Consider the following 22330-nt stretch of genomic DNA (forward strand, 5'->3'; position numbering starts at 1 on the left):
ATGCTGACGACCATGCCGGGCCGGGCCGCGTTCGAGGAGCAGCTCGGCCCGTTGCGCCAGGAGCTCGCCGGGTACTGCTACCGGATGCTGGGGTCGGCCTTCGACGCCGACGACGCCGTGCAGGAGACCTTGGTGCGCGCCTGGCGCGGCCTCGACCGGTTCGACGGCCGGGCGGCGCTGCGGACGTGGCTGTTCACCATCGCGACGCACGTGTGCCTCGATGCGCTGAAGGACGCGCGACGCCGGGTGCTGCCCACGAACGTCACCGACGAGCTGGGGCCGGCTCGCCCCCGGGAGACCTGGGTCGAGCCCGTCCCGGACCGCTGGGTCCTGGACCCCGCGCAGGTGGCGGTGGACCGCGAGACGGTCCGGCTCGCCTTCGTCGCCGCTTTGCAGGTGCTTTCGCCGCGCCAGCGCGCGGTGCTGCTGTTGCGGGACGTGCTGCGGTGGCGGGCGAAGGAGGTCGCGAAGCTCCTCGACACGACGGAAGACGCGGTCAACGCGGTGCTCAAGCGGGCCCGCGCCGCGCTGCCCGCACCGGACCCGGCTCCGCTGTCCGGCGACGACCGCGCGCTGCTCGCCCGGTACGTCGACGCCTTCGAGCGGTTCGACATCGACGCTCTGGTGGCGTTGCTGCACGACGAAGCGACGCTTTCGATGCCGCCGTACGACATCACCCTGCGCGGAACCGCGTCGATCGCAGCTTGGTTCCACTCGCGCCGCGCCGCGTGCGAGGGCGCGCTCCTCGTGCCCGTGGACGTCAACGGCGGCATCGGGCTGGCGCAGTACCGGCGCGACGCCGAGGGCCACCACGCGTTCGCGATCCACGCATTGACGACCGCGGCCGGGCGCGTCACCGCCCTGTACACCTTCCTCGATCCGGCGCTCTTCCCGCTGTTCGACCTCCCGGAGGCTGTTACACAACACTTGCCATTTTCTTGACAACTGTCCATTATCGGAGCCATGCGCTCCGACTGGACGACCGAAGCCCCCGTCAAGGACCGGCGGGTGCGCCGGTCGCGCGCCGCGTTGATGCGAGCCGCCGTCGAACTCGTCTCCGAACGGGATTCGACCGCCGTCGCGGTCTCCGAGATCGCCGAAGCGGCGGATGTCAGCCGGCAAGTGCTCTACCAGCAGTTCGGCGACCGCGACTCGCTCCTCCTCGAAGCCGCGCAGGACCTGGTCCGGCGCGAGCTGCTCACCGAGCTCCCCGACGACGAACGCACGTCGCTCCTGGCCCTGGCCCGCCACTTCGCCGCGCACCGGCGCTTCTACCGCGCCCTGCTGACCGGAGCGTCCGCGTTCGCCTTCACCGAGGCGCTGACCAGCGTGTTCCTCCCGCTCAACCGGCATCACCTCGGTCACGCGCTCCGCGACCGGCTCGGCGCGCCGGAGATCGAGGACCTGGCCACGTTCCTGACCGGCGGGGTCGGCGCGGTCGTCAACGCCTGGGTCACCGACGGACCGGACCCCCTCGACCCCGACGGCTTCACCGACCGGCTCATGCGGATCCGGTCGGTCGTCACCTCGATGATCACGAAGGAGGCCGGCCGGTGATCAGCCGTCTCTTCGAACGCCTGCTGAAGCTGCCCGCCCCGGCGACCCGGCGCCTGCTCGTCCAGCGCGACCTGCGCGTCCCGATGCCCGACGGCGCCGAGCTGCTCGCCGACCGGTGGGCGCCGCGCGCGGGCGGGGACGGCCTGCCCACGGCGCTGGTCCGCAGTCCCTACGGCCGGAAGGGCGCGTTCGGCGCGCTCTTCGCCCGGCCGCTGGCCGAACGCGGCTTCCAGGTGCTGATCCAGAGCACCCGCGGCGGCTTCGGCTCCGGCGGTGTCTTCGACCCGCTGCGGCAGGAGCGCGAAGACGGCCTCGCGACGCTGGACTGGGTCGTGCGGCAGCCCTGGTTCGGCGACGCGATGGTGCTCCTCGGCCCCAGCTACCTCGGCTTCGTCCAGTGGGCGGTCGCCGATCGGCTGCCACCGCAGGTCAAGGCGATGATCCCGCACGTCACCGAGTCCGGTCTGACGCTCGAGTTCCTGCGGGAGGACGGGCTTTCGCTCGAGACGCCGTTCGGCTGGGGCGTCCAGGTCGCCGTCCAGGAACGCCGGTTCGCGATGCTGCGGCAACGCGGTCAGGCGAAGAAGCTGGCGCAGGCGCTGAACACGCTCCCGCTCGCCCAAGCGGACGTCGTCGCCATCGGCCACCGCTCGGACTACATCCAGGACGTCCTCGCGCACAACGAGAACCACCCGCGGTGGGCGGCTGTCGACCACCGGCCGCGCGTCGCGGACGTCACCGTGCCGGTGAGCTCGTTCGGCGGCTGGTACGACATTTTCCTGCCCGGCCAGCTGCGCGACTTCCGGACCCTGCAGGACGCGGGACGGCGGCCCCGCCTGACGGTCGGGCCGTGGACCCACGCCGGCCGGCCCGACCTGCTCGCCGGCGCGGGCCTCACGATCCGGGAGGCCCTGGAGTTCGGGCTCGCGCACGCCCGCGGCGAGGAGCCACCCGAGCGCGCGCCGGTCCGGTTGTTCGTCATGGGCGAGGAAATCTGGCGGGACTTCGCGTCCTGGCCACCGGAAGGCTATGCGCCGCAACGCTTTCACCTCCAGTCCGGCGGCGTACTGTCCACGGACGCACCCGCCGAGTCGGCGTCCAGCGGCTACCGCTACGACCCGGCCGACCCGACGCCCGCGGCCGGCGGCGTGCGCATGGCCCCGGACGCCGGGCGGGTCGACAACGCGGCCCTGGAAGCCCGCGCCGACGTCCTCACCTACACCACGGCCGTGCTCGACGAAGACGTCGAAGTCATCGGCGAGGTGAGCGCGGAGATCTGGTTCCGCAGCAGCCTGCCCTTCGCCGACGTCTTCGTCCGGCTCTGCGACGTCGGCCCCGACGGCCGTTCGGTCAACGTCTGCGACGGCCTCACCAGCCTGACCTCGGCCGACGAACTGGCCGCCGTCGCCGTGCGGATGTGGCCGACGGCCCACCGGTTCCGGCGCGGGCACCGCATCCGGGTCCAGGTGTCGAGCGGCGCGTTCCCGCGCTACGCCCGCAATCCCGGCACCGGCGAGCCGCACGCCACCGCGACCACCCTGCGTGCCGCCGACCAGGAGATCCACCACGACTTGGCGCACGCGTCGGCGGTCGTGCTCCCGGTACGCTCCTGAAGGTGGGGCGGGTACTGGTGACGGGTGCGGCCGGTCGGGTGGGGCGCATCGTCGTCCCCCGGCTGCGGACGGCCTGGCAGCTGCGGCTGCTGGACGTGGCGCGCGCCGACGAGCTTCCGGGCGAGTGGGTGACCGGCTCGGTGGCCGACGCCGAAACGATGATCGAAGCGTGCCGCGGAGTGGACGCGGTGCTCCACCTCGCCGGGATCGCCGTCGAGGACACCTGGGACCGGCTCATGGAAGTGAACGTCGGTGGCACGCGCACGGTGCTGGACGCCGCCCGCGTCGCCGGGGTGCGCCGGGTGGTCCTGGCGTCGAGCGTGCACGTCGTCGGGTTCTGGCCGGCCGGGAAGCCGGTGCCCGCGGACTGCCCGCCCCGTCCGGACACCTTCTACGGGGTCAGCAAAGCGGCGGTCGAGGCCCTGGGCAGCCTGCACCACTCCCGGTTCGGGCTGGACGTGATCTGCGTGCGGATCGGGTCGTGCTTCGCCCGGCCGGTCGACCGGCACGCGCTGGGCTTGTGGTTGTCCCCCGGCGACGCGGGCCGGATGGTCGAGGCGTGCCTGACCGCCGCGGCTCCGGGTTTCCGGATCATCTGGGGCGTGTCGGCCAACACCCGGGGCCGATGTTCGCTGCGAGAAGGCGAGCAACTGGGCTACCACCCGGTCGACGACTCCGAGCCGTTCGCGGCCGCCCCTTCTGACGGGCGGTTATTTTCCCGATTTCCCGACAGGAAGGGAAAACGACGCGCGGTGGCTTGAAAAACAATTCCCGGCGACACACCGGAAATCCTGTAACGCGCTCCGGGAAAACCCGACTTACGCGATGTTTCCGGCTGCCGGGGAGGCATCGTGGACGTGATGACGGATCGCCAGTCCGAACAGGAGCGAGCCGCGGCCGCGCGCGCCGCGGAACGGACCGGGCCGCGACGGGCGAAGATCGCCCTGCTGCGCAAGCCCGGCGGGATCGCCGAGGCCGACGAGCCCAGCCGCGTCGCCACCCGGATCGACCGGCTCGGCCGCTACTACCCCGACGTGCGGCCGGTGAACCCGGCGGCGATCGCCGCCGGCGATCCGAAGGCGATGGCGGACGCCGGGGTGATCCTCGAACGGATCGTCCTGACCGACGACCTCCTCGGCGTGGGCTACCTCGAAGGCGGCGTCACGGCGTCGGCCGCGATCGGCCGCGTCAACATCCGCGACGGCCGCGGCCGCCTGACCGGCTACGGCACCGGCTCGATGATCTCCCCGGAACTGCTGCTCACCAACCACCACGTGCTGCCGGACGCCGCAACGGCCGGGTCGAGCGTCATCGAGTTCGACTACCAGGACGGCGTCGACGGCCTGCCTCGGCCGGTCCGCGCGTTCGGACTCGACCCGGACCGGTTCTTCGTCGCCGACGAGGAGCTCGACTTCGCGCTGGTCGCCGTCAAGGCGTCCGCCGACGAGCTGCGGCCGTTCGGGTTCAACCGGCTGATCGGCAGCGAGGGCAAGGCGATCGTCGGCGACTTCGTCACCATCATCCAGCACCCGCGCGGCGGCAAGAAGCAGGTCGCGCTGCGGGAAAACCGGATCGTCGACGTCCTCGAGAAGTTCCTGCACTACGAAACCGACACCGAACCCGGGTCGTCGGGCTCGCCGGTGTTCAACGACCAGTGGGAGGTCGTGGCGCTGCACCACGCGAGCGTCCCGGCCGAGGGACACGCGGAGTACGGCGGTTTCCTCAACGAAGGGATCCGGGTCAGCCGGCTGCTGGAGTTCCTGCGCGGGCAGCGGTTCACGCCGGCGCGGCAGGCCCTTTTCGACCGGCTTTCCACCCGGCCCGAGCGCGACACGCCCACCCAGCCCGTTCCCGACGGCGCCGCGCAGGCGGTCACGCTGACGTTGCCCGTCGACATCCGGCTGCGCGCCGAACCGGCCGCCGAGGCCGTCCGGATCGACCCCGACTACTCGAACCGCGAGGGGTACGACCCGGACTTCCTGCCCGGGCACACCGTGCCGCTGCCGGCGCTGTCCGACGCGCTCGCCGCGCTGGCGGCGACCAACCGGCAGGCGGTGGGCGAACCGCGGTACGTCCTGCCGTACCACCACTTCAGCGTCGTCATGAACAAGGTGCGGCGCCTGGCGTTCTTCACGGCCGTCAACATCGACGGGCGCACCAGCCAGTCGCTGCGCCGGGAGACGGACCACTGGTCGCTCGACCCGCGCGTGGCCGCCGGCGAGCAGGTCGGCGAGGAGATCTACCGGGCCAACCCGCTCGACCGCGGGCACCTGGTCCGCCGCCTCGACCCGGCGTGGGGCGCGACGGCCGCGATCGCGCAGCTGGGCAACGACGACACGTTCCACTTCACGAACTGTTCGCCGCAGCACAAGGACTTCAACCAGAACAAGACGACGTGGGCCGGGCTCGAGGACTACGTGCTCAACAACGCGGACAACGCCGACCTGAAGGTCAGCGTGGTGACCGGCCCGGTGCTCGCCGAGGACGACGACCGCTACCGCGACGTTCAGCTGCCGCGCCAGTTCTGGAAGGTCGTCGCGATGGTCAAGGCCGACGGCACGCTCTCGGCGACGGCGTACCTGCTGAGCCAGGAGGAGCTCATCCACGGCTTGGAGCTCGCGGGCGAGTTCAGCTACGGCGCCTACCGCACCTACCAGGTGCCGGTGGGCCGGATCGCCGGCTTGACCGGCTTGTCGTTCGGTTCTCTCCCCGACGCGGACCCGCTGACCGGCCTCGAATCGACGAGCGAGGTCAGGGAGATCCTGGCGCTCGACGACCTGCTGCTATGACCAGGGCGTGACCGGCCGCGGCAGCCGCTCGCCGTCCAGGACGACGTCGACGCGTTCGGTGAGGAAGGCGATGTACCCGGCGACGTCCCGCGCGTCGGACAGCGGCTCGTCGTAAGTCCAGGCGAGGTCGCGGTGCCCGCCCACCGACCAGTAGGTCGCGTGGCCCTTGTAGGCGCAGGTGGTGCGCGTGTCCGACGGCGTGAGCAGCTCCATCCGGACGTCTTCGCGCGGCAGGTAGTAGCGGGTGGTGATGCCGGTTTCGAACAGCAGGCGGGGCGCGGCCGAGTCGGCCACGACGACACCGTCCACTTCGATCCGCACCCGGCTGTCGCTGCGCCGGACGTCGGTGCGCGAGAACGGGTCCCGCGGGTGACCGACGATCGGTTCGGCCTCCTCGAGCCACTCGTCGAAGGCGCCGAAGTCGAGGACGACGTGGTCTCCGAGGTCGGCGTCGGCGGGCCGGAAGCCCGCGCCCGGCAGGGTCACGCCGTCCCCGGCCAGGGTCAGCGGTTCGCCGGCGCAGGTGTGCACGGCGAACGCGGTCCGCGGGTCGAGGACCGGCGGGCCGCCTTCGGCGAGCTGTACCGGATGTTCCGGCGCCGAAGCGCTTTCCGCGGAGGTCAGTGTCGCGCGCAGGTCCGGCAGGGGGACCGCGTAGGACGGCACCACCCGCTTCGGTTCCCAGACCAGCACCGCCCGCCGCGAGTCGGCGAACGTCCGTCCACTCGCGACCGCCCGGACCCGCTTGGCCACCGGTTCGTACCGGAGTTCGGCCAGGTCACCGGTGAACCGCGCTCCCATGCGTGTCGCCATGGCCCCACGATCCGCGCCGGCGGGCACCGCCGTCAACACCCGGCATGCGTCCGCGTCCGGCCTCCGTCAGCCGGAACTGCGCCCGGTGAGGATGTCGAACGCGTGCTGCCGGTGCGTCGCGAACAGCTCGAGGGCCGCTTCCCGGTCCCCGGCCCGCAGCGCGTCGGCCAGCTGCCGGTGTTCGGCGGGGATGCCCGCCAGGTAGCCGTCGGTTTCGACTCCGATGCGGGTCAGCAGGAACAGGTGCACCTGCGACCGGATCGCCTGCCAGGCCTCCTCGAGACGCCGGTGGCCGGCGGCCGCGTAGATCGCGTCGTGGAAGGCGAGGTCGCAGCGGACCATCTCGTGCGCGTCGGCCGCCCGTTCCATGCGCGCCACGGCGGCGTCGACCGCCGCCGAGCCGGGCGCGCGGTCGATCACCAGCCCGACGGCGAGCTGCTCCAGCGCGGCCCGCAGGCTGTCCAGCTCGGCGACGTCCACTTCGGACAGGGACGTCACCGTCGTCCCCCGGTGCCACTCACCGCGGACGAGCCCCTCCCGCTCCAGCTTGAGCAGTGCCTCCCGCACCGGCCCGCGGCTGACACCCAGCGCCTCCGCCAGCTCCACCTCACGCAGCTGGCTTCCCGGCGCGTACGTCCCGTCGAAGATCGCGTCCCGGATGCGGTCGGCGACCTCGTCGGCGAGCCCGCGCCGGCGCGCGGGAGCCACTTGAGCACTCATGTCATGATGTTAACATTCAGACATGACGATCCCCCGCTTCCACCTCGCCATGCCGGTCGACGACCTGGCCGCCGCCCGCCGCTTCTACGGCGAGGTCCTCGGCCTCGCGCAGGGCCGCAGCGCCGACACGTGGGTCGACTGGAACCTGCACGGCCACCAGTTCGTGACGCACCTGGCGCCGGGCCGGCCGCAGCGCGTCCACAACCCCGTCGACGGCCACGACGTCCCGGTGCCCCACTTCGGCCTGATCCTCGAGGTCGACGCGTTCAAGGCGCTCGCCGAACGGCTGCGGGCGGCCGGGACGGAGTTCGTGATCGAGCCCTACGTCCGCTTCGAAGGCCAGGCCGGCGAGCAGTGGACGATGTTCCTGCTCGATCCCGCCGGGAACGCGCTCGAGTTCAAGGCCTTCGCCGACGACTCACAGGTCTTCGCGGTCTGACAACTCCGGCGACGCCCGCAGCGAACCCGGGTGCGCCTTCGCGGCCGGGTCGCGCCGGGTCTTGACGAGGCTGGCGACCGTCACGACGACCAGGACGCCGATGATCACCGCGAGGCTCACCGGCGTGGCGATCTCCGGGACGCGGGCGTCGATGTCGACGTGCGCCCAGTGCAGGATCAGCTTCACCCCGATGAACGCGAGGATCACCGCGAGCCCGGCCGAGAGGTAGACGAGCCGGTCGAGCAGGCCCTTGACCAGGAAGTACAGGGCCCGCAGGCCGAGCAGCGCGAACGCGTTCGCGGCGAACACGACGTACGGCTCCTCGGTGACGCCGAAGACCGCCGGGATCGAGTCGAGGGCGAACAGGAGGTCGACGCCGCCGATCGCGACCAGGACGACCACCAGCGGCGTCACCATCCGACGCCCCGAAACCCGCGTGAACAGCCGGCCGCCGTCGTAGGCGTCGGAGACCGGCAGAATCCGGCGCGCCGTCCGGACCACGACGTTGCGCTCGATGTCGGGGTCGGCGTCGCGGTGCCGGAACAGCTGCACGCCGGTGTAGATCAGCAACAGCCCGAAGAGCAGGAACATGAACGAGAACAGCGCGAGCAGCGTCGCGCCGAGCACGATGAAGATCGCCCGCATCACGAGCGCGAGGATGATCCCGAACGTGAGCACCTTGTGCTGGTGCTCTTCCGGGACGGCGAACGTCGTCATGATGATCACGAACACGAAGAGGTTGTCGACCGACAGGCTCTTCTCGACGATGTAGCCGGCGAAGTATTCGGTGCCGAGCTCACCGCCGTGGGCCAGCGTCAGCCAGACGCCGAAAGCGACCGCGACCAGGATGTAGCCCACCGACCAGGCGACGGCTTCGGCGAAGCCGACCCGGTGCGGCCGGAGCGCGGCGAGCACGAGGTCGACCGCGAGCAGCGCCAGCACGACGCCGATGGTGCCCACCCAGATGCCGACGCCCATCCGCTCCCCCGCTCCCGTGGTTGCCGCGATCCTAGGGGGCGGACCGCGACCGCGCACCAGGAGTCCACTGTGGACGGATCAGGCGAAGCCCGCCAGCCGGGTGTGCGGGTCGAGCTCGAGGCCGCCGGCGCGCAGGGTGTCGTCGATGATCCGCCAGACCCAGCGCGCCAGCAGCGCGGCCAGCTCGGCGCGGTCGACGCCACGCGGGTTCTCCAGCCAGCGCGAGGCGCTCGACTCCACCAGGCCGACCAATCCGAAGGCGACCGCTTCGCAGACGCGGGTGTCCACTCCGAACAGTCCGAGGTAGTGCTCGAACACCACCGTCAGCTGCCGCGCGATCGCGGACTTGCCGTCGGCGAAGACGTCGGGAGCGCCGTCCATCGCGTGCCGGGTCAGGTAGCGGTAGAGCGAGCCGTGCTCGGCCAGCCAGCGGGTGTGCGCGCCGATGGCCGCGCGGATCAGCTCCATCGGCGTGCCGCTCGGGTTCCACAGCGGCGCGAACTCCGCGGTGATGAGCTCTGCGACCCGGGTGGCGATCGCGTGCTGCAGGTCGGCGGCGCCGTCGAAGTGCCGGTAGAGCCGCGTGCGGGCGACGCCGGCTTCGTCGGCGATCTGCTCGGTGGACACCTCGGGCCCGTGGCGCGCGATCGCGCGCAGGCCCGCCTCGACGAACTCGCGGCGACGGCGGTCGCGCTGGCCCGCCCACCGCGCGGCCCGGCCGTCCGGTGGTCGCGGCGTGTCCGTCGATGTCATCGGCCGGATTGTAGGGGCGGAGGGTCTTGGCTCCCTATGGCATACACTGCCGTACCGCTAACTTGGGGTGCCACCTGGCCACGGAGAGTGTCGATGAGGAACGCCGACGAGGAGCCGCCGGACGCCGTGCTGCTCGCCGCTCTCCGCGCGGGTGACCTCGACGCCGCCGGTGCCCTGTTCCGCCGGCACGCCGAGCCGCTGCGCCGGACCGCGGCGGCGTGGGCGAAGCAGCCCGCGGAGCGGGACGACCTGGTGGCCGAGACGTTCGTGCGGGTGCTCGCCGTCGTGCACGCCGGTGGCGGCCCGGCCGAGGACCTGCGGCCCTACCTCGTCGTGACGCTGCGGAACCTGGTGTCGCGGTGGAGCCGGCAGCGCAGCCGGGTCGAGCTGTGCGAGACGGTCCCCGAGACGCCGGCGAGCGGTGCCGACGAGCTGGCCCTGCACCGGTCGAACGAGAAGCTCGTGTGGTCGGCGTACTGCACGCTGCCGGGCCGGTGGCGGACGGTCCTCTGGCGGACCGAGGCCGAAGGCGACACGCCGACGGAAGCGGCCCCGTTGCTGGGCCTGACGCCGAACAGCGTGTCGGCGCTCGCGATGCGGGCGCGCGAGGGGTTGCGTCAGGCGTACCTGCAGGTCCAGGTGCCCGACGCGAAGGAGCCGGTCTGCCGCGAACCGCGCCGGCGCATGGGTGCGTGGGTCCGGGGCGCGTTGTCCCCGCGCCGGGCGAGCGTGGTCGCGGACCACATCGCGGGCTGCGGCTCGTGCCGGACGGTGGCCTCGGGCCTGGACGAGGCGAACCGCGAGCTGCCCGGCTCGGCGGCCCGCCTCACCGGCTGACTGCTTCGCACGGGCTGGGTACGCGGGTCCACCGGACGTTGCGCGAAGGTTGCCCCGCCCCCCACTCCCCCGGGTTACCGTGAAGCCCGGCCCAGGAGGTGGCGGTGGACGACGAAGTCTGCGCGGTCCGGCCCGGCACCGACGTCGCCGGGCACGCCCGGCTGCTCGCCGGCATCCACGACGCCGTCCTGGCCGGGCGCGCGCCCCGGACCGCGCCTCGCCGGCTGGTCGAACGCTCGTGGCGCCGGGTCGCCGCGCAGGGCGTCGATCCCGACCGGCCGCCCGCGCCCGATCCCGTCGGCGCCGCCGAAGTAGAACACCGCCGGACCCGCTGCCGGCTCAGCGAAGTCCTTCCCGAACTCCGCGGCGCGCTGACGTCCGTCGCCGAAGACGCGCACCACCTGATGGTCGTCACCGACGCCGACGGCGTCGTCCTCTGGCGCGAGGGCGCGCGCGGCGTCCGGCACCGCGCCGACTCGCTCGGCTTCACCGAAGGCGCCACCTGGTCGGAGCCCGCCATCGGCAGCAACGCGATCGGCACAGCGCTGGCCGAGGCCGCCCCGGTGCAGATGTTCGCCGCCGAGCACTTCGTGCGCTCCCACCACTCGTGGGCCTGCACCGCCTACCCGGTGCACGACCCGCGCACCGGCGAGTTGCTCGGGATCGTCGACGTCAGCGGCCCGGCCGAGACCGTCCACCCGATGACCGTCGCCCTGGTCGGGACGTCGGTGCGGCTGGCCGAGGCCGTCCTGCGCCAGCGGCACGAGGTCCGGCTCGAAGCGCTCCGCCGGCTGTCCGGGCACGTCCTCGGCGGCGGGCCCGGGCTCGTCGTCGACGACCACGGCTGGGTCGCCGCCCAGAGCGGCGTCTTCGGGGTCGACCGCGTCGCGGCGCCCCGGCACGGCGTCCCGGTCGCGGTCCTCGGCATCGGGGCGTGCGAGCCCGAGCCGGTGCCGGGCGGGTGGCTGCTGCGGCCGAGCCACCGCGAAACCCTGCGGCTCACCCTCGAACTCGACCCGCCGCGCGCGATCGTCGAAGGCTCGGCGCGGTGGACACACCCGCTGGGCCGGCGCCAGGCGGACCTGCTTCGGCTGATCGCGACCGCGGGCCCGGCCGGGCTGTCGGCGGCGCAGCTGTCGGAGACGCTCTACGGCGACCGCACGCACCTGGTGACCGTCCGCGCGGAGCTGTCGCGGCTGCGCAAGCTGGTCGGCGGCCTGCTGCTCGCCCGCCCGTACCGGATCGCGCCCGGTGTCGAGGTCGTGCTGTTGCAACCTTGAGGCAACCCTTCCGCGATCGCGGTCCGCCGGGGTTGGCTGCTCTGAACGCGCCGCCGACGAAGACGGTGCCCGAGACGGGGAGGTCCGCTAATGACCCAGACCCTCGAACCGGCCGCGGCCCTCGGTGCCCGGCAGCGCGTCGAAGGCTGGCTCGCCGACTTCGAGGCCGCGCTCGCGGCCCGGGACGCCGACCGGGCCGCCGCCCTCTTCGCGACGACGTCGTTCTGGCGCGACCTGATCGCGTTCACCTGGAACCTGAAGACCGTCGAGAACCGCGACGGCGTCAAGGACCTCCTGCTCGCGACCATGGACACCGCCGACGCCACCGGCTTCCACGCCACTGAAGAGCCAACCGAAGCGAACGGCATCGTCGAGGCCTGGATCGGGTTCGAGACCGCCGCCGGACGCGGACGTGGACACCTGCGCTTGAACGACGAAGGCGCCTTCACGTTCCTCACGACGCTCTACGAGCTGAAGGGCCACGAAGAGCCGCTCGGCACGAGCCGGCCGAAGGGCGCCGAGCACGGCGTCAACCGCGAGCGCGTCACGTGGTCCGAAGCACGACAAGCGGAAGCGGACGAAATCGGCACGACGCGGCAGCCCTACGTCGTCGTCATCGGCGGCGGCCAGGGCGGGATCGCGCTCGGCGCCCGGCTGCGCCAGCTCGGCGTGGACCACGTGGTCGTCGACCGGTACGCACGGCCCGGCGACCAGTGGCGCGGCCGGTACAAGTCGCTGTGCCTGCACGACCCGGTCTGGTACGACCACCTTCCTTACCTCGACTTCCCGCGCACCTGGCCGGTCTTCGCGCCGAAGGACAAGATCGCCGACTGGCTCGAGATGTACACGAAGGTCATGGAGGTGAACTACTGGTCGTCGACGACCTGCAAGAGCGCCTCCTACGACGAAGAAGCGAAGGAGTGGACGGTCGTCCTCGACCGCGACGGCGAAGAGGTCGTGCTCAAGCCGAAGCAGCTGGTATTGGCGACCGGCATGTCGGGCAAGCCGAACGTTCCCGTGTTGCCCGGTCAAGATCGCTTCCGCGGCGAGCAGCACCACAGCTCGGAGCACCCCGGCCCGGACGCCTATCGCGGCAGGAAGGCCGTGATCGTCGGGTCCAACAACTCGGCGTTCGATATCTGCGGCGCGCTGTGGGAGGCCGGCGCGGACGTCACCATGATCCAGCGCAGTTCGACGCACATCGTGAAGTCGGACTCGCTGATGGACCTGGGCCTGGGTGACCTCTACTCGGAACGCGCGCTGGCCGCGGGGATGACGACGCAGAAGGCGGACCTGACGTTCGCTTCGCTCCCCTACCGGATCATGCACACCTTCCAGCAGCCGGTGTACGCCGCGATCAAGGACCGCGACCAGGAGTTCTACGACCGCCTCGAAGGCGCGGGCTTCCGGCACGACTGGGGTGACGACGACTCTGGCCTGTTCATGAAGTACCTGCGCCGGGGCTCGGGCTACTACATCGACGTCGGCGCGGCGGACCTGGTCGCGAACGGCGAGGTCAAGCTCGCGCACGGCCAGGTCGTCGAGCTGACGGAGAACTCCGTGAAGCTCGACGACGGCACCGAACTGGAGGCCGACCTCGTCGTCTACGCGACCGGCTACGGCTCGATGAACGGCTGGGCGGCGGACCTGATCAGCCAGGAGGTCGCGGACAAGGTCGGCAAGGTGTGGGGCCTCGGTTCGGACACCACGAAGGACCCGGGCCCGTGGGAGGGCGAGCAGCGGAACATGTGGAAGCCCACCCAGCAGGACGGGCTGTGGTTCCACGGCGGCAACCTGCACCAGTCACGGCACTACTCGCTCTACCTCGCCCTGCAGCTGAAGGCCCGCGCGGAAGGCATCCCGACGCCGGTCTACGGGCTGCAGGAAGTGCACCACCTGTCCTAGGACGAAAGCGCGCTCGCGGGATCGCCGAACAGCAGGGCGGTCCCGTGGGCGCGCTTGAAGTACAGGTGGGCGTCGTGCTCCCAGGTGATCGCGATGCCGCCGTGGAGCTGGATCATCTCCGCCGCCGCGTGGGAAAACGCTTCGCTGCAGACGACTTTCGCGGTCGTCACGGCCTCGGCGTCACCGTCCACCAGGGCCGCGTACAGCGCCGAGCGGGCCGCTTCGACGTGGACGTGCACGTCGGCCATCCGGTGCTTCAACGCCTGGAACGACCCGATCGCCCGGCCGAACTGACGGCGTTGCTTCGTGTACTCCACCGTCAGTTCCAGCGCGCGGGCCGCCGCGCCGACCTGTTCGGCGGCGACGGCGACCACCGCCGTGTCCCGCAGTTTCCGCAGGTCGAAGCCGTCGGCGTCGAGGCGCCGAGCCGACGTTCCTTTGAAGTCCACGACCGCCAATCGACGGTTCGGATCCAGGGTCGTCACGCGCTCCCGGCGGACGCCGGCCAGCGGGACCTCGAACAGCCCGACGCCGTCGGCCGTCCGGGCCACGGCGAGCAGGACGTCCGCGAGGTCGCCGTCGAGGACGTAGTGGGCGCAGCCGTCGAGTCCGGTGTCCGACGCGGTCAAGCCCGGCGACCAGTCTTCGTCGGACCAGGCCAGCGCGGCGAGGGTCGTGCCCGCGGCGATGCCCGGCAGCAGCCGTTCGCAGGCTTCGGCGTTTCCGCTGCGCAGCAACGCTTCGCCGCACAGCACCGCGGAGCCGAGCATCGGGGCGGGGGTGAGCGTGCGGCCGAGCTCCTCCAGGACCACGCACACCTCGGCCAGGCCGGCGCCCGCGCCGCCGTGGTGCTCGGGGATCGCCAGGGCGGCGACGCCGATCTGCTCGCACAGCGTCGACCACAGCTTGTCGTCGTACCCGAGCGGCGACTCCATCGCGGCCCGCACCGCCGCCGGCCCCGACCGGCGGGTCAGCAGCGACCGCACCGCGTCCCGCAGGCCCTGGGCTTCCTCGGTCTCGGTCGGGTCCGTCATCGCAGGTCCGCCAAGACGCGCGCGCGGTGGAACGACCCGGTTCCCCAGGCCCCGGCCAGGGCCCGCACCTTCGTCAGCCGCAGGCCGAGGTCGTGTTCGGCGGTGTAGCCGATGGCGCCGTGCACCTGGAGGGCCGTGCGCGCCGCCAGGTACGCGGCGTCGCCCGCCATCACCTTCGCCGCCGAGACGTCCCGGGCGAAGGTGTCCCCGGCGACGGCCGCGCCGTACAGCAGCGGCCGGGCGAGTTCGAGCTGCGTCACGACGTCGGCCAGCAGGTGCTTGACCGCCTGGTACTCGCCGATGGCCCGGCCGTACTGACTGCGCTGCTTGGCGTAGGCGACGGAGGCGTCGAGGAGCCACTGGCCCGCGCCGAGCAACTGGGCGGCCACGGCGAGGACGCCCCGGTCGAACGCGACCGGGTCGGCCACCGTGGTCCGGGTGGTCCCGGTGATCCGGAACAGCCGCCGTGCGGGGTCGACCGACCGGACTGGCTCGATCCCGACGTCGGTGACCTCGCCTTCGTTGAGGTCGAGGACGACCCCGGCGACGTCGGCGTCCAAGGCGAGCGGGACTTCCGGCGGCGCGACGACCGTGGCCAGGAGGTCGCCCCCGGCGAGCGCGGCCAGCCGGTCACCGGTCAGCACGGAAGGCGCGACGGCCGCCGTCTCGACCAGCGGGCCGGGCACGGCGTGGTAGCCGAGCGCTTCGAAGGCGACGACCAGGTCGACCGCGGAGCCGCCGAGGCCGCCGTGGTCCTCGTCGACCAGCAGCGCGGGAACGCCGAGGTCGGCGAGGGCGCGCAGCAGTTTCAGGCCACGCTCGGGGGAACCCGCGGCCCAGGCCCGGGCGACGGTGGCGGTGTCGGCGCCGCCCAGCAGGTCGTGCAGCGACGCGGAGAACTGGTGCTGCTCCGGCGACAGCTGGAACTTCATCGGCGCGCCTCCCTCGGCAGCTTGAGCAGGCGCTCGGCGATCGTGTTGCGCTGGATCTGGTCGGTGCCGCCGTAGATCGGTCCGGCGAGGGAGAAGAGGTAACCGTCCACCCAGTCCCGGTCGGTCTCGGCGGCCGGGCCGAGCACGTCCAGGGCCGTTTCGTGGAGTTCGACGTCGAGGTGCGACCAGAACAGCTTGTTCACACTGGACTCCGGGCCCAGCTCACCGCCGTCGGCGAGGCGGCTCACCGTGCCGTACGTGTAGAGCTGGTAGGCGCGGGCACCGATCCAGGCATCGGCGACGCGGTCCTGTGTGGACAGTGGCGAGTCCTGCGCACGCCAGAGGTCCACGAGCCGGGAAGCCGCGGCGAGGAACCGGCCGGGGCTGCGCAGGGACAGGCCACGCTCGTTGTTCGCGGTCGTCATCGCGACCCGCCAGCCCTGCCCCACCTCCCCGATCACGTCCTCGTCGGGCACGAACACGTCGTCGAAGAAGATCTCCGCGAACCCGGGTTCGCCGTCCAGCTGCGGGATCGGCCGGACCGTGACGCCCTCGGCACGCAGGTCGGCCATGAAGTAGGTCAGCCCGTGATGGCGCTGCGCGTCGGGATCCGTGCGGAACAACCCGAACGCGCGGTCGGCGAACGACGCCCGCGAACTCCACGTCTTCTGCCCCGACAGCAGCCACCCGCCGTCGGTCCGCACCGCCGTGCTGCGCAACGCCGCGATGTCGCTGCCCGCCTCGGGTTCCGACCACGCCTGGACCCAGACCTGCTCACCACGCGCCATGGCGGGGAGGATCCGGTCGCGCTGCTCCTGCGTGCCGTGGGCGAACAGCGTGGGCCCCAGCATGAAGATCCCGTTCTGGCTCACCCGGCCCGGCGCACCCGACGCGTAGTACTCCTCCTCGAACAGCAGCCACTGCACCATCGACGCGTCCCGGCCGTGGTACTCCCGCGGCCACGACACGACCGACCACCGCGCCTCGGCGAGTTCGGCCTCCCACTCGCGGTGCGCCTCGAACCCTTCGGCGGTGTCCATCGACGGCAACGCCCGGACGTGCTCGGTCAGCCACGCGCGCGCCTCGTCGCGGAAAGCCGCCGACGCCTCGTCGATGTCGAGGTCCATCAGCCCCCCTTGTTCGCATCACGCATGGACCGCGCGGACTGCCCGCCCAGCGAGTCTTCCGACGTCTCCGCGTTGTGCGCGTGCGCCAGGTGGTGCAGGCCGAACACGGAGTCCATGCCGGACCGCATCCCCATCAGGTCTTCGGCCTGGTTGACGGCCTTCTTCGCCAGCGCCAGCCCGAACGGCGGCATCCCACTGATCTTCTCGGCGAGCTCCAGGGTGTGCTGCTCCAGCTCGGCCCGCGGGACGATCCGGTTGATCATCCCCCACTCCTTCGCCTGCTGGACGGTGAACCGCTCGCCGGTGAACAGCACTTCTTTCGCGGCGCGAGGCCCGAGCACCCACGGGTGCGCGAAGTACTCGACCCCCGGAATCCCCATGCGCACCACCGGGTCGGCGAAGAACGCGTCGTCGGACGCCACGATCAAGTCGCACACCCACGCCAGCATCAGTCCGCCCGCGATACAGGCGCCCTGGACGCTCGCGATCATCGGCTTCGGAATCTCGCGCCAGCGACGGCACATGCCCAGGTAAACCTCGGACTCGCGGGCGAACCGCTGGTCGCCGCCGGCGCGATCGGTGTGGTCCCACCACATCACCGCACGGCGGTCGAACGACTGGTCCACGTCCCGGCCCGGCGTGCCGATGTCGTGCCCGGCGGAGAAGTGCTTGCCCGCCCCCGCCAGCACGATCACTTTGACCTCGGCGTCGTTCACCGCGCGGGCGAAGGCGTCGTCGAGCGCATACGTCATCGCGGAGTTCTGGGCGTTGCGGTAGTCCGGCCGGTTCATGGTGACCACGGCGACCGGCCCGCGGCGCTCGTAGCGGACGACGTCGGCGGACGCGCCGTTGACGCTCATGCCTTCTCCTCACTGAGCAGCCGCTTCAGCATCTTGCCGGAAGCGTTGCGGGGCAGCGCGTCCAGGAACGCGACGGACCGCGGGGTCTTGTAGTTGGCGAGCCGCTCACGGCAGAACGCGAGCACCGCGTCCTCGGTCAGGCCGGTGCCGACGACGAAGGCCTTGCCGACCTCGCCGAGCCGCTCGTCCGGGACGCCGATGACGGCGACGTCGCGGACGCCGGCCAGGTCGATCAGGGCGTGCTCGACCTCGGCCGGGTAGACGTTGAAGCCGCCGCAGATGTACATGTCCTTGAGCCGGCCGGTGAGCGTGAGGTTGCCGTCGGCGTCGAGTTCGCCGACGTCGCCGGTGTGCAGCCAGCCCTGCTCGTCGACGGCCTTCGCGGTGGCGTCGGGGTCGTCGAGGTAGCCGAGCATCACGTTCGGCCCGCGCAGCACGACCTCGCCGGGCGAGCCCTGGATCGTCACCTCGAACTCGGCGGTCGCCCGGCCGGACGTCTTCGCGACGAGTTCCGCGTCGTCGCCCGGGCGGCACATCGTCACGACCACGGCTTCAGTGAGGCCGTACGCGGTGAGGACGATGTCGAAGCCCAGCTCGGACCGCATGCGCCGGACGAGCGACGCCGGGACGTCGGCGGCGCCGGTGACCGCGAGCCGCAGCGAGGACAGGTCACCGCGTTCGGATTCGTGCAGCAGGGATTGGAAGATCGTCGGCGCGCCCGGCAGCACCGAGATCCGCTCGCGTTCGATCACGTCCAGCGCACCGCGCACGTCGAACACCGCCTGCGGCACGAGCGTGGCGCCGGTCAGCAGCCCCACGACGATCCCGGCCTTGTAGCCGAAGCTGTGGAAGAACGGGTTGATCACCAGGTACCGGTCGTCGGCGGTGACCTGGCCGCAGTCCGCCCAGGCGGTGGCGACGCCGACCACCTGGCGGTGGGCCGACAGCACGCCCTTCGAGCGGCCGGAAGTACCCGAGGTGAACAGGATGTCGCTCACGTCGTCCGGCCGCACCGCGTCCGCGCGCGCCTCGGCGTCCGCGAGGGGCACACTCTCGGCGAGGTCCAGGAACTCGTCCCAGCCGAGCGCGTCCCCGACCGGCCGGTGCGGCTGTTCCAGGGCAACCCGGACGACCGTGGCGAGGTCGGGCAGGTCGGCGCCGGTCGCGACGATCGCGGCGTGGCGGTCGGTGCCGAGGAAGTCGGCCGCCACGACCAGGGCCTTCGCCCGGCTGCGGACCAGCAGGTCCACGGTCTCCGCGGCGGTGAATCGCGTGTTGACCGGCACCAGGGTCGCGCCCGCGTAGAGCGCGCCCAAGGCCGTGAGCACCCATTGGTGGGTGTTCGGGAGGGTGATGGCGACCCGGTCACCGGGCTGGACGCCACGCGCGAGGAACGCCCGGGCGACCGACTGAACACGTTCCAGAAGGTCGTCGAAACCGAGCCGGAGCGCGCCGTCGACCAGCGCCTCCGCCGACCCGAACTTGGCGGCGGCGTCACGGACGACGGCCGGGATCGTGGTCTGACCCACCACACCCTCCTCTGGACCGGCAAACTAGAACGTGTTCTCATTACCCTAGGTCCCGGACCGGCCCGGCAGCAAGGAGGCGAGCGTGGAACCGACGCGATTCCGCCGCGAGGTCGCGGGCTGGCTCGCGGACAACCTGACCGGCGAGTTCGCGCAGCTGCGTGGCTTGGGCGGGCCGGGACGCGAGCACGAGGCGTTCGACCTGCGCCTGGCCTGGGAACGCCACCTGGCCGCCGCGGGCTGGACGTGCGTCGGCTGGCCGGTCGAGCACGGCGGACGCGGCCTGAGCCTCGACGAACAGGTCGCCTTCCACGAGGAGTACGCGGCTTCGGGTGCGCCCGCGCGCGTCAACCACATCGGCGAGCAGCTGCTCGGCCCGACGCTCATCGCCTTCGGCACCCCCGAGCAGCAGCAGCGGTTCCTGCCCAAGATCGTCGCTGTCGAAGAGCTGTGGTGTCAGGGCTACTCAGAGCCCGGCGCCGGCTCCGACCTGGCCGCCGTCTCGACGTCCGCGGTCCGGCGCGACGGCGAATGGGTCCTCAACGGCCAGAAGATCTGGACGTCCCTGGCGCACGTGGCCGACTGGTGCTTCGTCGTGGCCCGCACCGAACCGGGGTCGCAGCGCCACCGCGGCCTGTCTTACCTCCTGGTGCCGCTGCGTCAGGACGGCGTCACCGTGCGGCCGATCCAGCAGCTGACCGGCACGTCGGAGTTCAACGAGGTCTTCTTCGACGACGCCCGCACCGCCGCCGGCCTGGTCGTCGGCGAACCCGGCGACGGCTGGAAGATCGCGATGGCGACCCTCGGCTTCGAACGCGGCGTCTCGACGCTCGGCCAGCAGATCGGCTTCCGCCGCGAACTCGAGGACATCGTCGCCGAGGCGAAGCGGACCGGTACCTACGACGACCCCCTCCTGCGCACCGACCTCGCGCGCGCCCGGATCGGCCTGCGGGTCCTGCGCGCCCACGCGCTGCGGACGCTCGGGCGCCCGGCCGGGCCGGAGGTCGCCGTCGGGAAGCTGCTGTGGGCGCAGTGGCACCGCGGGCTCGGCGAGCTGGCGATGCGTGCCCGTGGTGCGCGGTCGCTGGTCGCCGGCGGCACCGAGCTGGACGACGCCCAGCGGCTCTACCTGTTCACCCGCGCGGACACGATCTACGGCGGGTCGGACGAGATCGAGCGGAACATCATCGCCGAGCGCGTGCTCGGCCTGCCGAGAGAGGCACGCCCGTGATCCCGCACTACCCACCCGGCCACGACCTGCTGTCCGGGAAGGTCGTCGTGGTCACCGCCGCGGCCGGCACCGGCATCGGCTCGGCCGTGGCCAAGCGCTGCCTCGAAGAAGGCGCGAGCGTCGTCATTTCCGATTGGCACGAACGGCGGCTGGGCGAGAAGGCGGCCGAGCTGGCCGAACTCGGGAAGGTGCACGCGCTGCCCTGCGACGTCACGAAGGAAGAGCAGGTCCAGGCGCTCGTCGACGGCGCGGTGGACCACTTCGGACGCCTCGACGTCATGGTCAACAACGCCGGGCTGGGCGGCACGAAGTCCGTGCTGGACATGGCCGACGACGAGTGGTCCCGCGTCCTCGACATCACGCTCACCGGGACTTTCCGGTGCACCCGCGCGGCGCTGCGGCAGTTCGTCGCCCAGGGCGGCGGCGGGGCGATCGTCAACAACGCGTCGGTGATCGGCTGGCGCGCCCAAGCCGGGCAGGCGCATTACGCCGCCGCGAAAGCCGGCGTGATGGCCCTGACCCGGTGTTCCGCGCTCGACGCCGCGGAGCACGGCGTCCGCGTCAACGCCGTCGCGCCGAGCCTGGCCATGCATCCCTTCCTCGCCAAGGTGACCAGCGACGAGCTTCTCGAGGACCTCACGAAACGGGAGGCGTTCGGCCGCGCCGCCGAACCGTGGGAGGTCGCCAACGTCATGGTCTTCCTCGCCAGCGACTACGCGAGCTACCTCACCGGCGAAGTCGTCTCCGTCAGCAGCCAGCACCCCTAGGAGCACCCGTGCCCGAAGCCTTCCTCCTCGACGCGGTCCGCACCCCGGTCGGCCGGCGCGGCGGCGCGCTGTCCGGGTGGCACTCCGCCGACCTCGGGGCGCACGTCATCCGGGCGGTCGTCGAGCGCGCGGGCGTCGACCCGGACCTCGTCGACGACGTCATCCTAGGCTGCGTGGACACCCTGGGCCCGCAGTCGGGCAACATCGCGCGCACGGCGTGGCTGGCGGCCGGCTTCCCGGACCACGTGCCCGGCGTGACGATCGACCGGCAGTGCGGGTCGAGCCAGCAGGCCGTGCACTTCGCCGCGCAGGCCGTCATGTCGGGTACGCAGGACCTCGTGCTCGCCGGCGGTGTGCAGAACATGAGCCGCATCCCGATCAGCGCGGCGATGCTGGCCGGGCGCGAATACGGCTTCGACGACCCGTTCTCCGGCTCGAAGGGCTGGCAGGAGCGCTACGGCAGTGTCGAGGTGTCGCAGTTCCGCAGCGCCGACATGATCGCGTCGCACTGGGACATCAGCCGATCCGACATGGAGGAGTACGCCTTCCGCAGCCATCAGCGGGCTCTCTCCGCCATCGATGAGGGACGTTTCGACGCGGAGATCGCGCCGGTGGACGACTTCCGCCACGACGAAGGCCCGCGCCGGGACACGTCACTGGAGCGCATGCGCGGCCTGAAGCCGTTGAGCGAAGGCTCGCGGCTGACGGCGGCGGTGGCCAGCCAGATCTCCGACGGCGCGAGCGCGGCGCTCCTGGCCTCGGAAGCGTTCGTGAAGGAACACGGCTTGACTCCGCGGGCCCGCATCCACCACCTGTCGGTGCGCGCGGCCGACCCGGTGTGGATGCTGACCGGTCCGATCCCGGCGACCTCCTACGCGCTCCGGAAAACCGGGCTCGCCATCGAGGACATCGACCTGTTCGAGGTCAACGAGGCGTTCGCGAGCGTGGTGCTGGCGTGGCTGGACGAAACGGGCGCGGACCCGGCGCGCGTCAACGTCAACGGCGGCGGCATCGCCCTCGGCCACCCCATCGGGGCGACCGGGACGAAGCTCCTCGCAACGCTCCTGCACGAACTGGAGCGCCGCGGCGGCCGCTACGGACTGCAGACGATGTGCGAAGGCGGCGGCACCGCCAACGTCACCATCATCGAACGGCTGTGAAGCCGAGAC

21 protein-coding genes are annotated in these 22330 nt (G+C 72.0%); 12 read left to right on the top strand and 9 right to left on the bottom strand.

Features of this window, described 5'->3' with window-relative positions; all coding sequences use genetic code 11:
• The 5 genes from AB0M59_RS23385 to AB0M59_RS23405 all read left to right on the top strand — a co-directional run bounded on the left by AB0M59_RS23385 (position 1) and on the right by AB0M59_RS23405 (position 5959).
• Positions 1-942, top strand: a complete 942-nt coding sequence (locus AB0M59_RS23385) for an RNA polymerase subunit sigma-70 (protein ID WP_364618173.1) — start codon at positions 1-3, stop codon at positions 940-942.
• 21 nt (positions 943-963) lie between these two features.
• The gene (locus AB0M59_RS23390) at positions 964-1557 is read left to right on the top strand and encodes a TetR/AcrR family transcriptional regulator (RefSeq protein WP_364618176.1); all 594 of its coding nucleotides are present in this window, start codon (positions 964-966) and stop codon (positions 1555-1557) included.
• On the top strand, positions 1554-3170 hold the full coding sequence (locus tag AB0M59_RS23395) for a CocE/NonD family hydrolase (RefSeq protein ID WP_364618179.1): 1617 nt from the start codon (positions 1554-1556) through the stop codon (positions 3168-3170). Before AB0M59_RS23390 ends, AB0M59_RS23395 begins: the two co-directional genes overlap by 4 nt.
• 2 nt (positions 3171-3172) lie before the next feature.
• Positions 3173-3931, top strand: coding sequence for an NAD(P)-dependent oxidoreductase (locus AB0M59_RS23400; RefSeq protein WP_364618181.1), 759 nt, complete (start codon positions 3173-3175; stop codon positions 3929-3931).
• 99 nt (positions 3932-4030) lie between these two features.
• Positions 4031-5959 (top strand): DNA/RNA non-specific endonuclease, encoded by a 1929-nt coding sequence (locus tag AB0M59_RS23405; RefSeq protein ID WP_364618184.1) that lies wholly within the window; start codon positions 4031-4033, stop codon positions 5957-5959.
• Here AB0M59_RS23405 and AB0M59_RS23410 read toward each other — a convergent pair.
• Both AB0M59_RS23410 and AB0M59_RS23415 read right to left on the bottom strand, forming a co-directional pair.
• Positions 5954-6772, bottom strand: coding sequence for a DUF427 domain-containing protein (locus tag AB0M59_RS23410; RefSeq protein ID WP_364618187.1), 819 nt, complete (start codon positions 6770-6772; stop codon positions 5954-5956). The two genes, AB0M59_RS23405 and AB0M59_RS23410, sit on opposite strands and share 6 nt — an antisense overlap.
• A 66-nt stretch (positions 6773-6838) precedes the next feature.
• On the bottom strand, positions 6839-7492 hold the full coding sequence (locus AB0M59_RS23415) for a GntR family transcriptional regulator (RefSeq protein ID WP_364618189.1): 654 nt from the start codon (positions 7490-7492) through the stop codon (positions 6839-6841).
• Between the two features lie 22 nt (positions 7493-7514).
• Here AB0M59_RS23415 and AB0M59_RS23420 point away from each other — a divergent pair, with 22 nt between their 5' ends.
• Positions 7515-7931 carry a VOC family protein gene (locus AB0M59_RS23420; protein ID WP_364618190.1) on the top strand — a complete coding sequence of 139 codons (417 nt, stop codon included), beginning with the start codon at positions 7515-7517 and terminating at the stop codon, positions 7929-7931.
• Here AB0M59_RS23420 and AB0M59_RS23425 read toward each other — a convergent pair.
• Complete coding sequence (locus AB0M59_RS23425; RefSeq protein ID WP_364618192.1) at positions 7911-8909, bottom strand: TerC/Alx family metal homeostasis membrane protein; 999 nt, start codon at positions 8907-8909, stop codon at positions 7911-7913. The genes AB0M59_RS23420 and AB0M59_RS23425 overlap by 21 nt on opposite strands.
• Positions 8910-8987: 78 nt before the next feature.
• Positions 8988-9662 carry a TetR/AcrR family transcriptional regulator gene (locus AB0M59_RS23430; protein ID WP_364618193.1) on the bottom strand — a complete coding sequence of 225 codons (675 nt, stop codon included), beginning with the start codon at positions 9660-9662 and terminating at the stop codon, positions 8988-8990.
• Positions 9663-9755: 93 nt separating this feature from the next.
• Here AB0M59_RS23430 and AB0M59_RS23435 point away from each other — a divergent pair, with 93 nt between their 5' ends.
• The 3 genes from AB0M59_RS23435 to AB0M59_RS23445 all read left to right on the top strand — a co-directional run bounded on the left by AB0M59_RS23435 (position 9756) and on the right by AB0M59_RS23445 (position 13684).
• The gene (locus AB0M59_RS23435; RefSeq protein ID WP_364618195.1) at positions 9756-10499 is read left to right on the top strand and encodes a sigma-70 family RNA polymerase sigma factor; all 744 of its coding nucleotides are present in this window, start codon (positions 9756-9758) and stop codon (positions 10497-10499) included.
• Between the two features lie 104 nt (positions 10500-10603).
• Positions 10604-11779: a GAF domain-containing protein gene (locus AB0M59_RS23440; RefSeq protein ID WP_364618197.1), complete on the top strand. Its 1176-nt coding sequence runs from the start codon at positions 10604-10606 to the stop codon at positions 11777-11779.
• A 90-nt stretch (positions 11780-11869) separates the two neighbouring features.
• Positions 11870-13684 carry an NAD(P)/FAD-dependent oxidoreductase gene (locus tag AB0M59_RS23445; RefSeq protein ID WP_364618200.1) on the top strand — a complete coding sequence of 605 codons (1815 nt, stop codon included), beginning with the start codon at positions 11870-11872 and terminating at the stop codon, positions 13682-13684.
• Here the strand turns inward: AB0M59_RS23445 and AB0M59_RS23450 are convergent.
• From AB0M59_RS23450 to AB0M59_RS23470, 5 genes are read right to left on the bottom strand one after another with little or no spacing between them, the layout of a single operon-like run.
• Positions 13681-14718 carry an acyl-CoA dehydrogenase family protein gene (locus AB0M59_RS23450; protein WP_364618203.1) on the bottom strand — a complete coding sequence of 346 codons (1038 nt, stop codon included), beginning with the start codon at positions 14716-14718 and terminating at the stop codon, positions 13681-13683. The genes AB0M59_RS23445 and AB0M59_RS23450 overlap by 4 nt on opposite strands.
• Positions 14715-15650: an acyl-CoA dehydrogenase family protein gene (locus AB0M59_RS23455; RefSeq protein ID WP_364618206.1), complete on the bottom strand. Its 936-nt coding sequence runs from the start codon at positions 15648-15650 to the stop codon at positions 14715-14717. Before AB0M59_RS23455 ends, AB0M59_RS23450 begins: the two co-directional genes overlap by 4 nt.
• On the bottom strand, positions 15647-16777 hold the full coding sequence (locus tag AB0M59_RS23460; protein ID WP_364618208.1) for an acyl-CoA dehydrogenase family protein: 1131 nt from the start codon (positions 16775-16777) through the stop codon (positions 15647-15649). Before AB0M59_RS23460 ends, AB0M59_RS23455 begins: the two co-directional genes overlap by 4 nt.
• Positions 16777-17637 carry an enoyl-CoA hydratase gene (locus AB0M59_RS23465; protein WP_364618211.1) on the bottom strand — a complete coding sequence of 287 codons (861 nt, stop codon included), beginning with the start codon at positions 17635-17637 and terminating at the stop codon, positions 16777-16779. The genes AB0M59_RS23460 and AB0M59_RS23465 overlap by 1 nt, the downstream gene beginning before the upstream one ends.
• Positions 17634-19166: a FadD3 family acyl-CoA ligase gene (locus tag AB0M59_RS23470; protein WP_364618214.1), complete on the bottom strand. Its 1533-nt coding sequence runs from the start codon at positions 19164-19166 to the stop codon at positions 17634-17636. Before AB0M59_RS23470 ends, AB0M59_RS23465 begins: the two co-directional genes overlap by 4 nt.
• 82 nt (positions 19167-19248) lie before the next feature.
• On the opposite strand from AB0M59_RS23470, the gene AB0M59_RS23475 reads away from it, so the two are divergent.
• The 3 genes from AB0M59_RS23475 to AB0M59_RS23485 are packed head-to-tail and all read left to right on the top strand — an operon-like array spanning position 19249 to position 22321.
• Positions 19249-20394, top strand: coding sequence for an acyl-CoA dehydrogenase family protein (locus tag AB0M59_RS23475; RefSeq protein WP_364618216.1), 1146 nt, complete (start codon positions 19249-19251; stop codon positions 20392-20394).
• On the top strand, positions 20391-21161 hold the full coding sequence (locus AB0M59_RS23480; protein ID WP_364618219.1) for an SDR family oxidoreductase: 771 nt from the start codon (positions 20391-20393) through the stop codon (positions 21159-21161). The genes AB0M59_RS23475 and AB0M59_RS23480 overlap by 4 nt, the downstream gene beginning before the upstream one ends.
• Before the next feature lie 8 nt (positions 21162-21169).
• Positions 21170-22321 carry an acetyl-CoA C-acetyltransferase gene (locus tag AB0M59_RS23485; RefSeq protein WP_364618222.1) on the top strand — a complete coding sequence of 384 codons (1152 nt, stop codon included), beginning with the start codon at positions 21170-21172 and terminating at the stop codon, positions 22319-22321.
• The last annotated feature ends 9 nt before the right edge of the window (positions 22322-22330 follow it).

Origin of the sequence: Amycolatopsis sp. NPDC051371, from assembly GCF_040682155.1 — a bacterium.
Classification (GTDB): Bacteria; Actinomycetota; Actinomycetes; order Mycobacteriales; family Pseudonocardiaceae; genus Amycolatopsis.

Bases quoted from the DNA above. Each gene is read 5' to 3' on its own strand.
- AB0M59_RS23390 (WP_364618176.1), top strand. From the start codon at position 964: ATGCGCTCCGACTGGACGACCGAAGCCCCCGTCAAGGACCGGCGGGTG.
- AB0M59_RS23425 (WP_364618192.1), bottom strand. From the start codon at position 8,909: ATGGGCGTCGGCATCTGGGTGGGCACCATCGGCGTCGTGCTGGCGCTG.
- AB0M59_RS23450 (WP_364618203.1), bottom strand. From the start codon at position 14,718: ATGACGGACCCGACCGAGACCGAGGAAGCCCAGGGCCTGCGGGACGCG.
- AB0M59_RS23465 (WP_364618211.1), bottom strand. From the start codon at position 17,637: ATGAGCGTCAACGGCGCGTCCGCCGACGTCGTCCGCTACGAGCGCCGC.
- AB0M59_RS23385 (WP_364618173.1), top strand. From the start codon at position 1: ATGCTGACGACCATGCCGGGCCGGGCCGCGTTCGAGGAGCAGCTCGGC.
- AB0M59_RS23435 (WP_364618195.1), top strand. From the start codon at position 9,756: ATGAGGAACGCCGACGAGGAGCCGCCGGACGCCGTGCTGCTCGCCGCT.
- AB0M59_RS23460 (WP_364618208.1), bottom strand. From the start codon at position 16,777: ATGGACCTCGACATCGACGAGGCGTCGGCGGCTTTCCGCGACGAGGCG.
- AB0M59_RS23430 (WP_364618193.1), bottom strand. From the start codon at position 9,662: ATGACATCGACGGACACGCCGCGACCACCGGACGGCCGGGCCGCGCGG.
- AB0M59_RS23420 (WP_364618190.1), top strand. From the start codon at position 7,515: ATGACGATCCCCCGCTTCCACCTCGCCATGCCGGTCGACGACCTGGCC.
- AB0M59_RS23455 (WP_364618206.1), bottom strand. From the start codon at position 15,650: ATGAAGTTCCAGCTGTCGCCGGAGCAGCACCAGTTCTCCGCGTCGCTG.
- AB0M59_RS23410 (WP_364618187.1), bottom strand. From the start codon at position 6,772: ATGGCGACACGCATGGGAGCGCGGTTCACCGGTGACCTGGCCGAACTC.
- AB0M59_RS23415 (WP_364618189.1), bottom strand. From the start codon at position 7,492: ATGAGTGCTCAAGTGGCTCCCGCGCGCCGGCGCGGGCTCGCCGACGAG.
- AB0M59_RS23445 (WP_364618200.1), top strand. From the start codon at position 11,870: ATGACCCAGACCCTCGAACCGGCCGCGGCCCTCGGTGCCCGGCAGCGC.
- AB0M59_RS23405 (WP_364618184.1), top strand. From the start codon at position 4,031: ATGACGGATCGCCAGTCCGAACAGGAGCGAGCCGCGGCCGCGCGCGCC.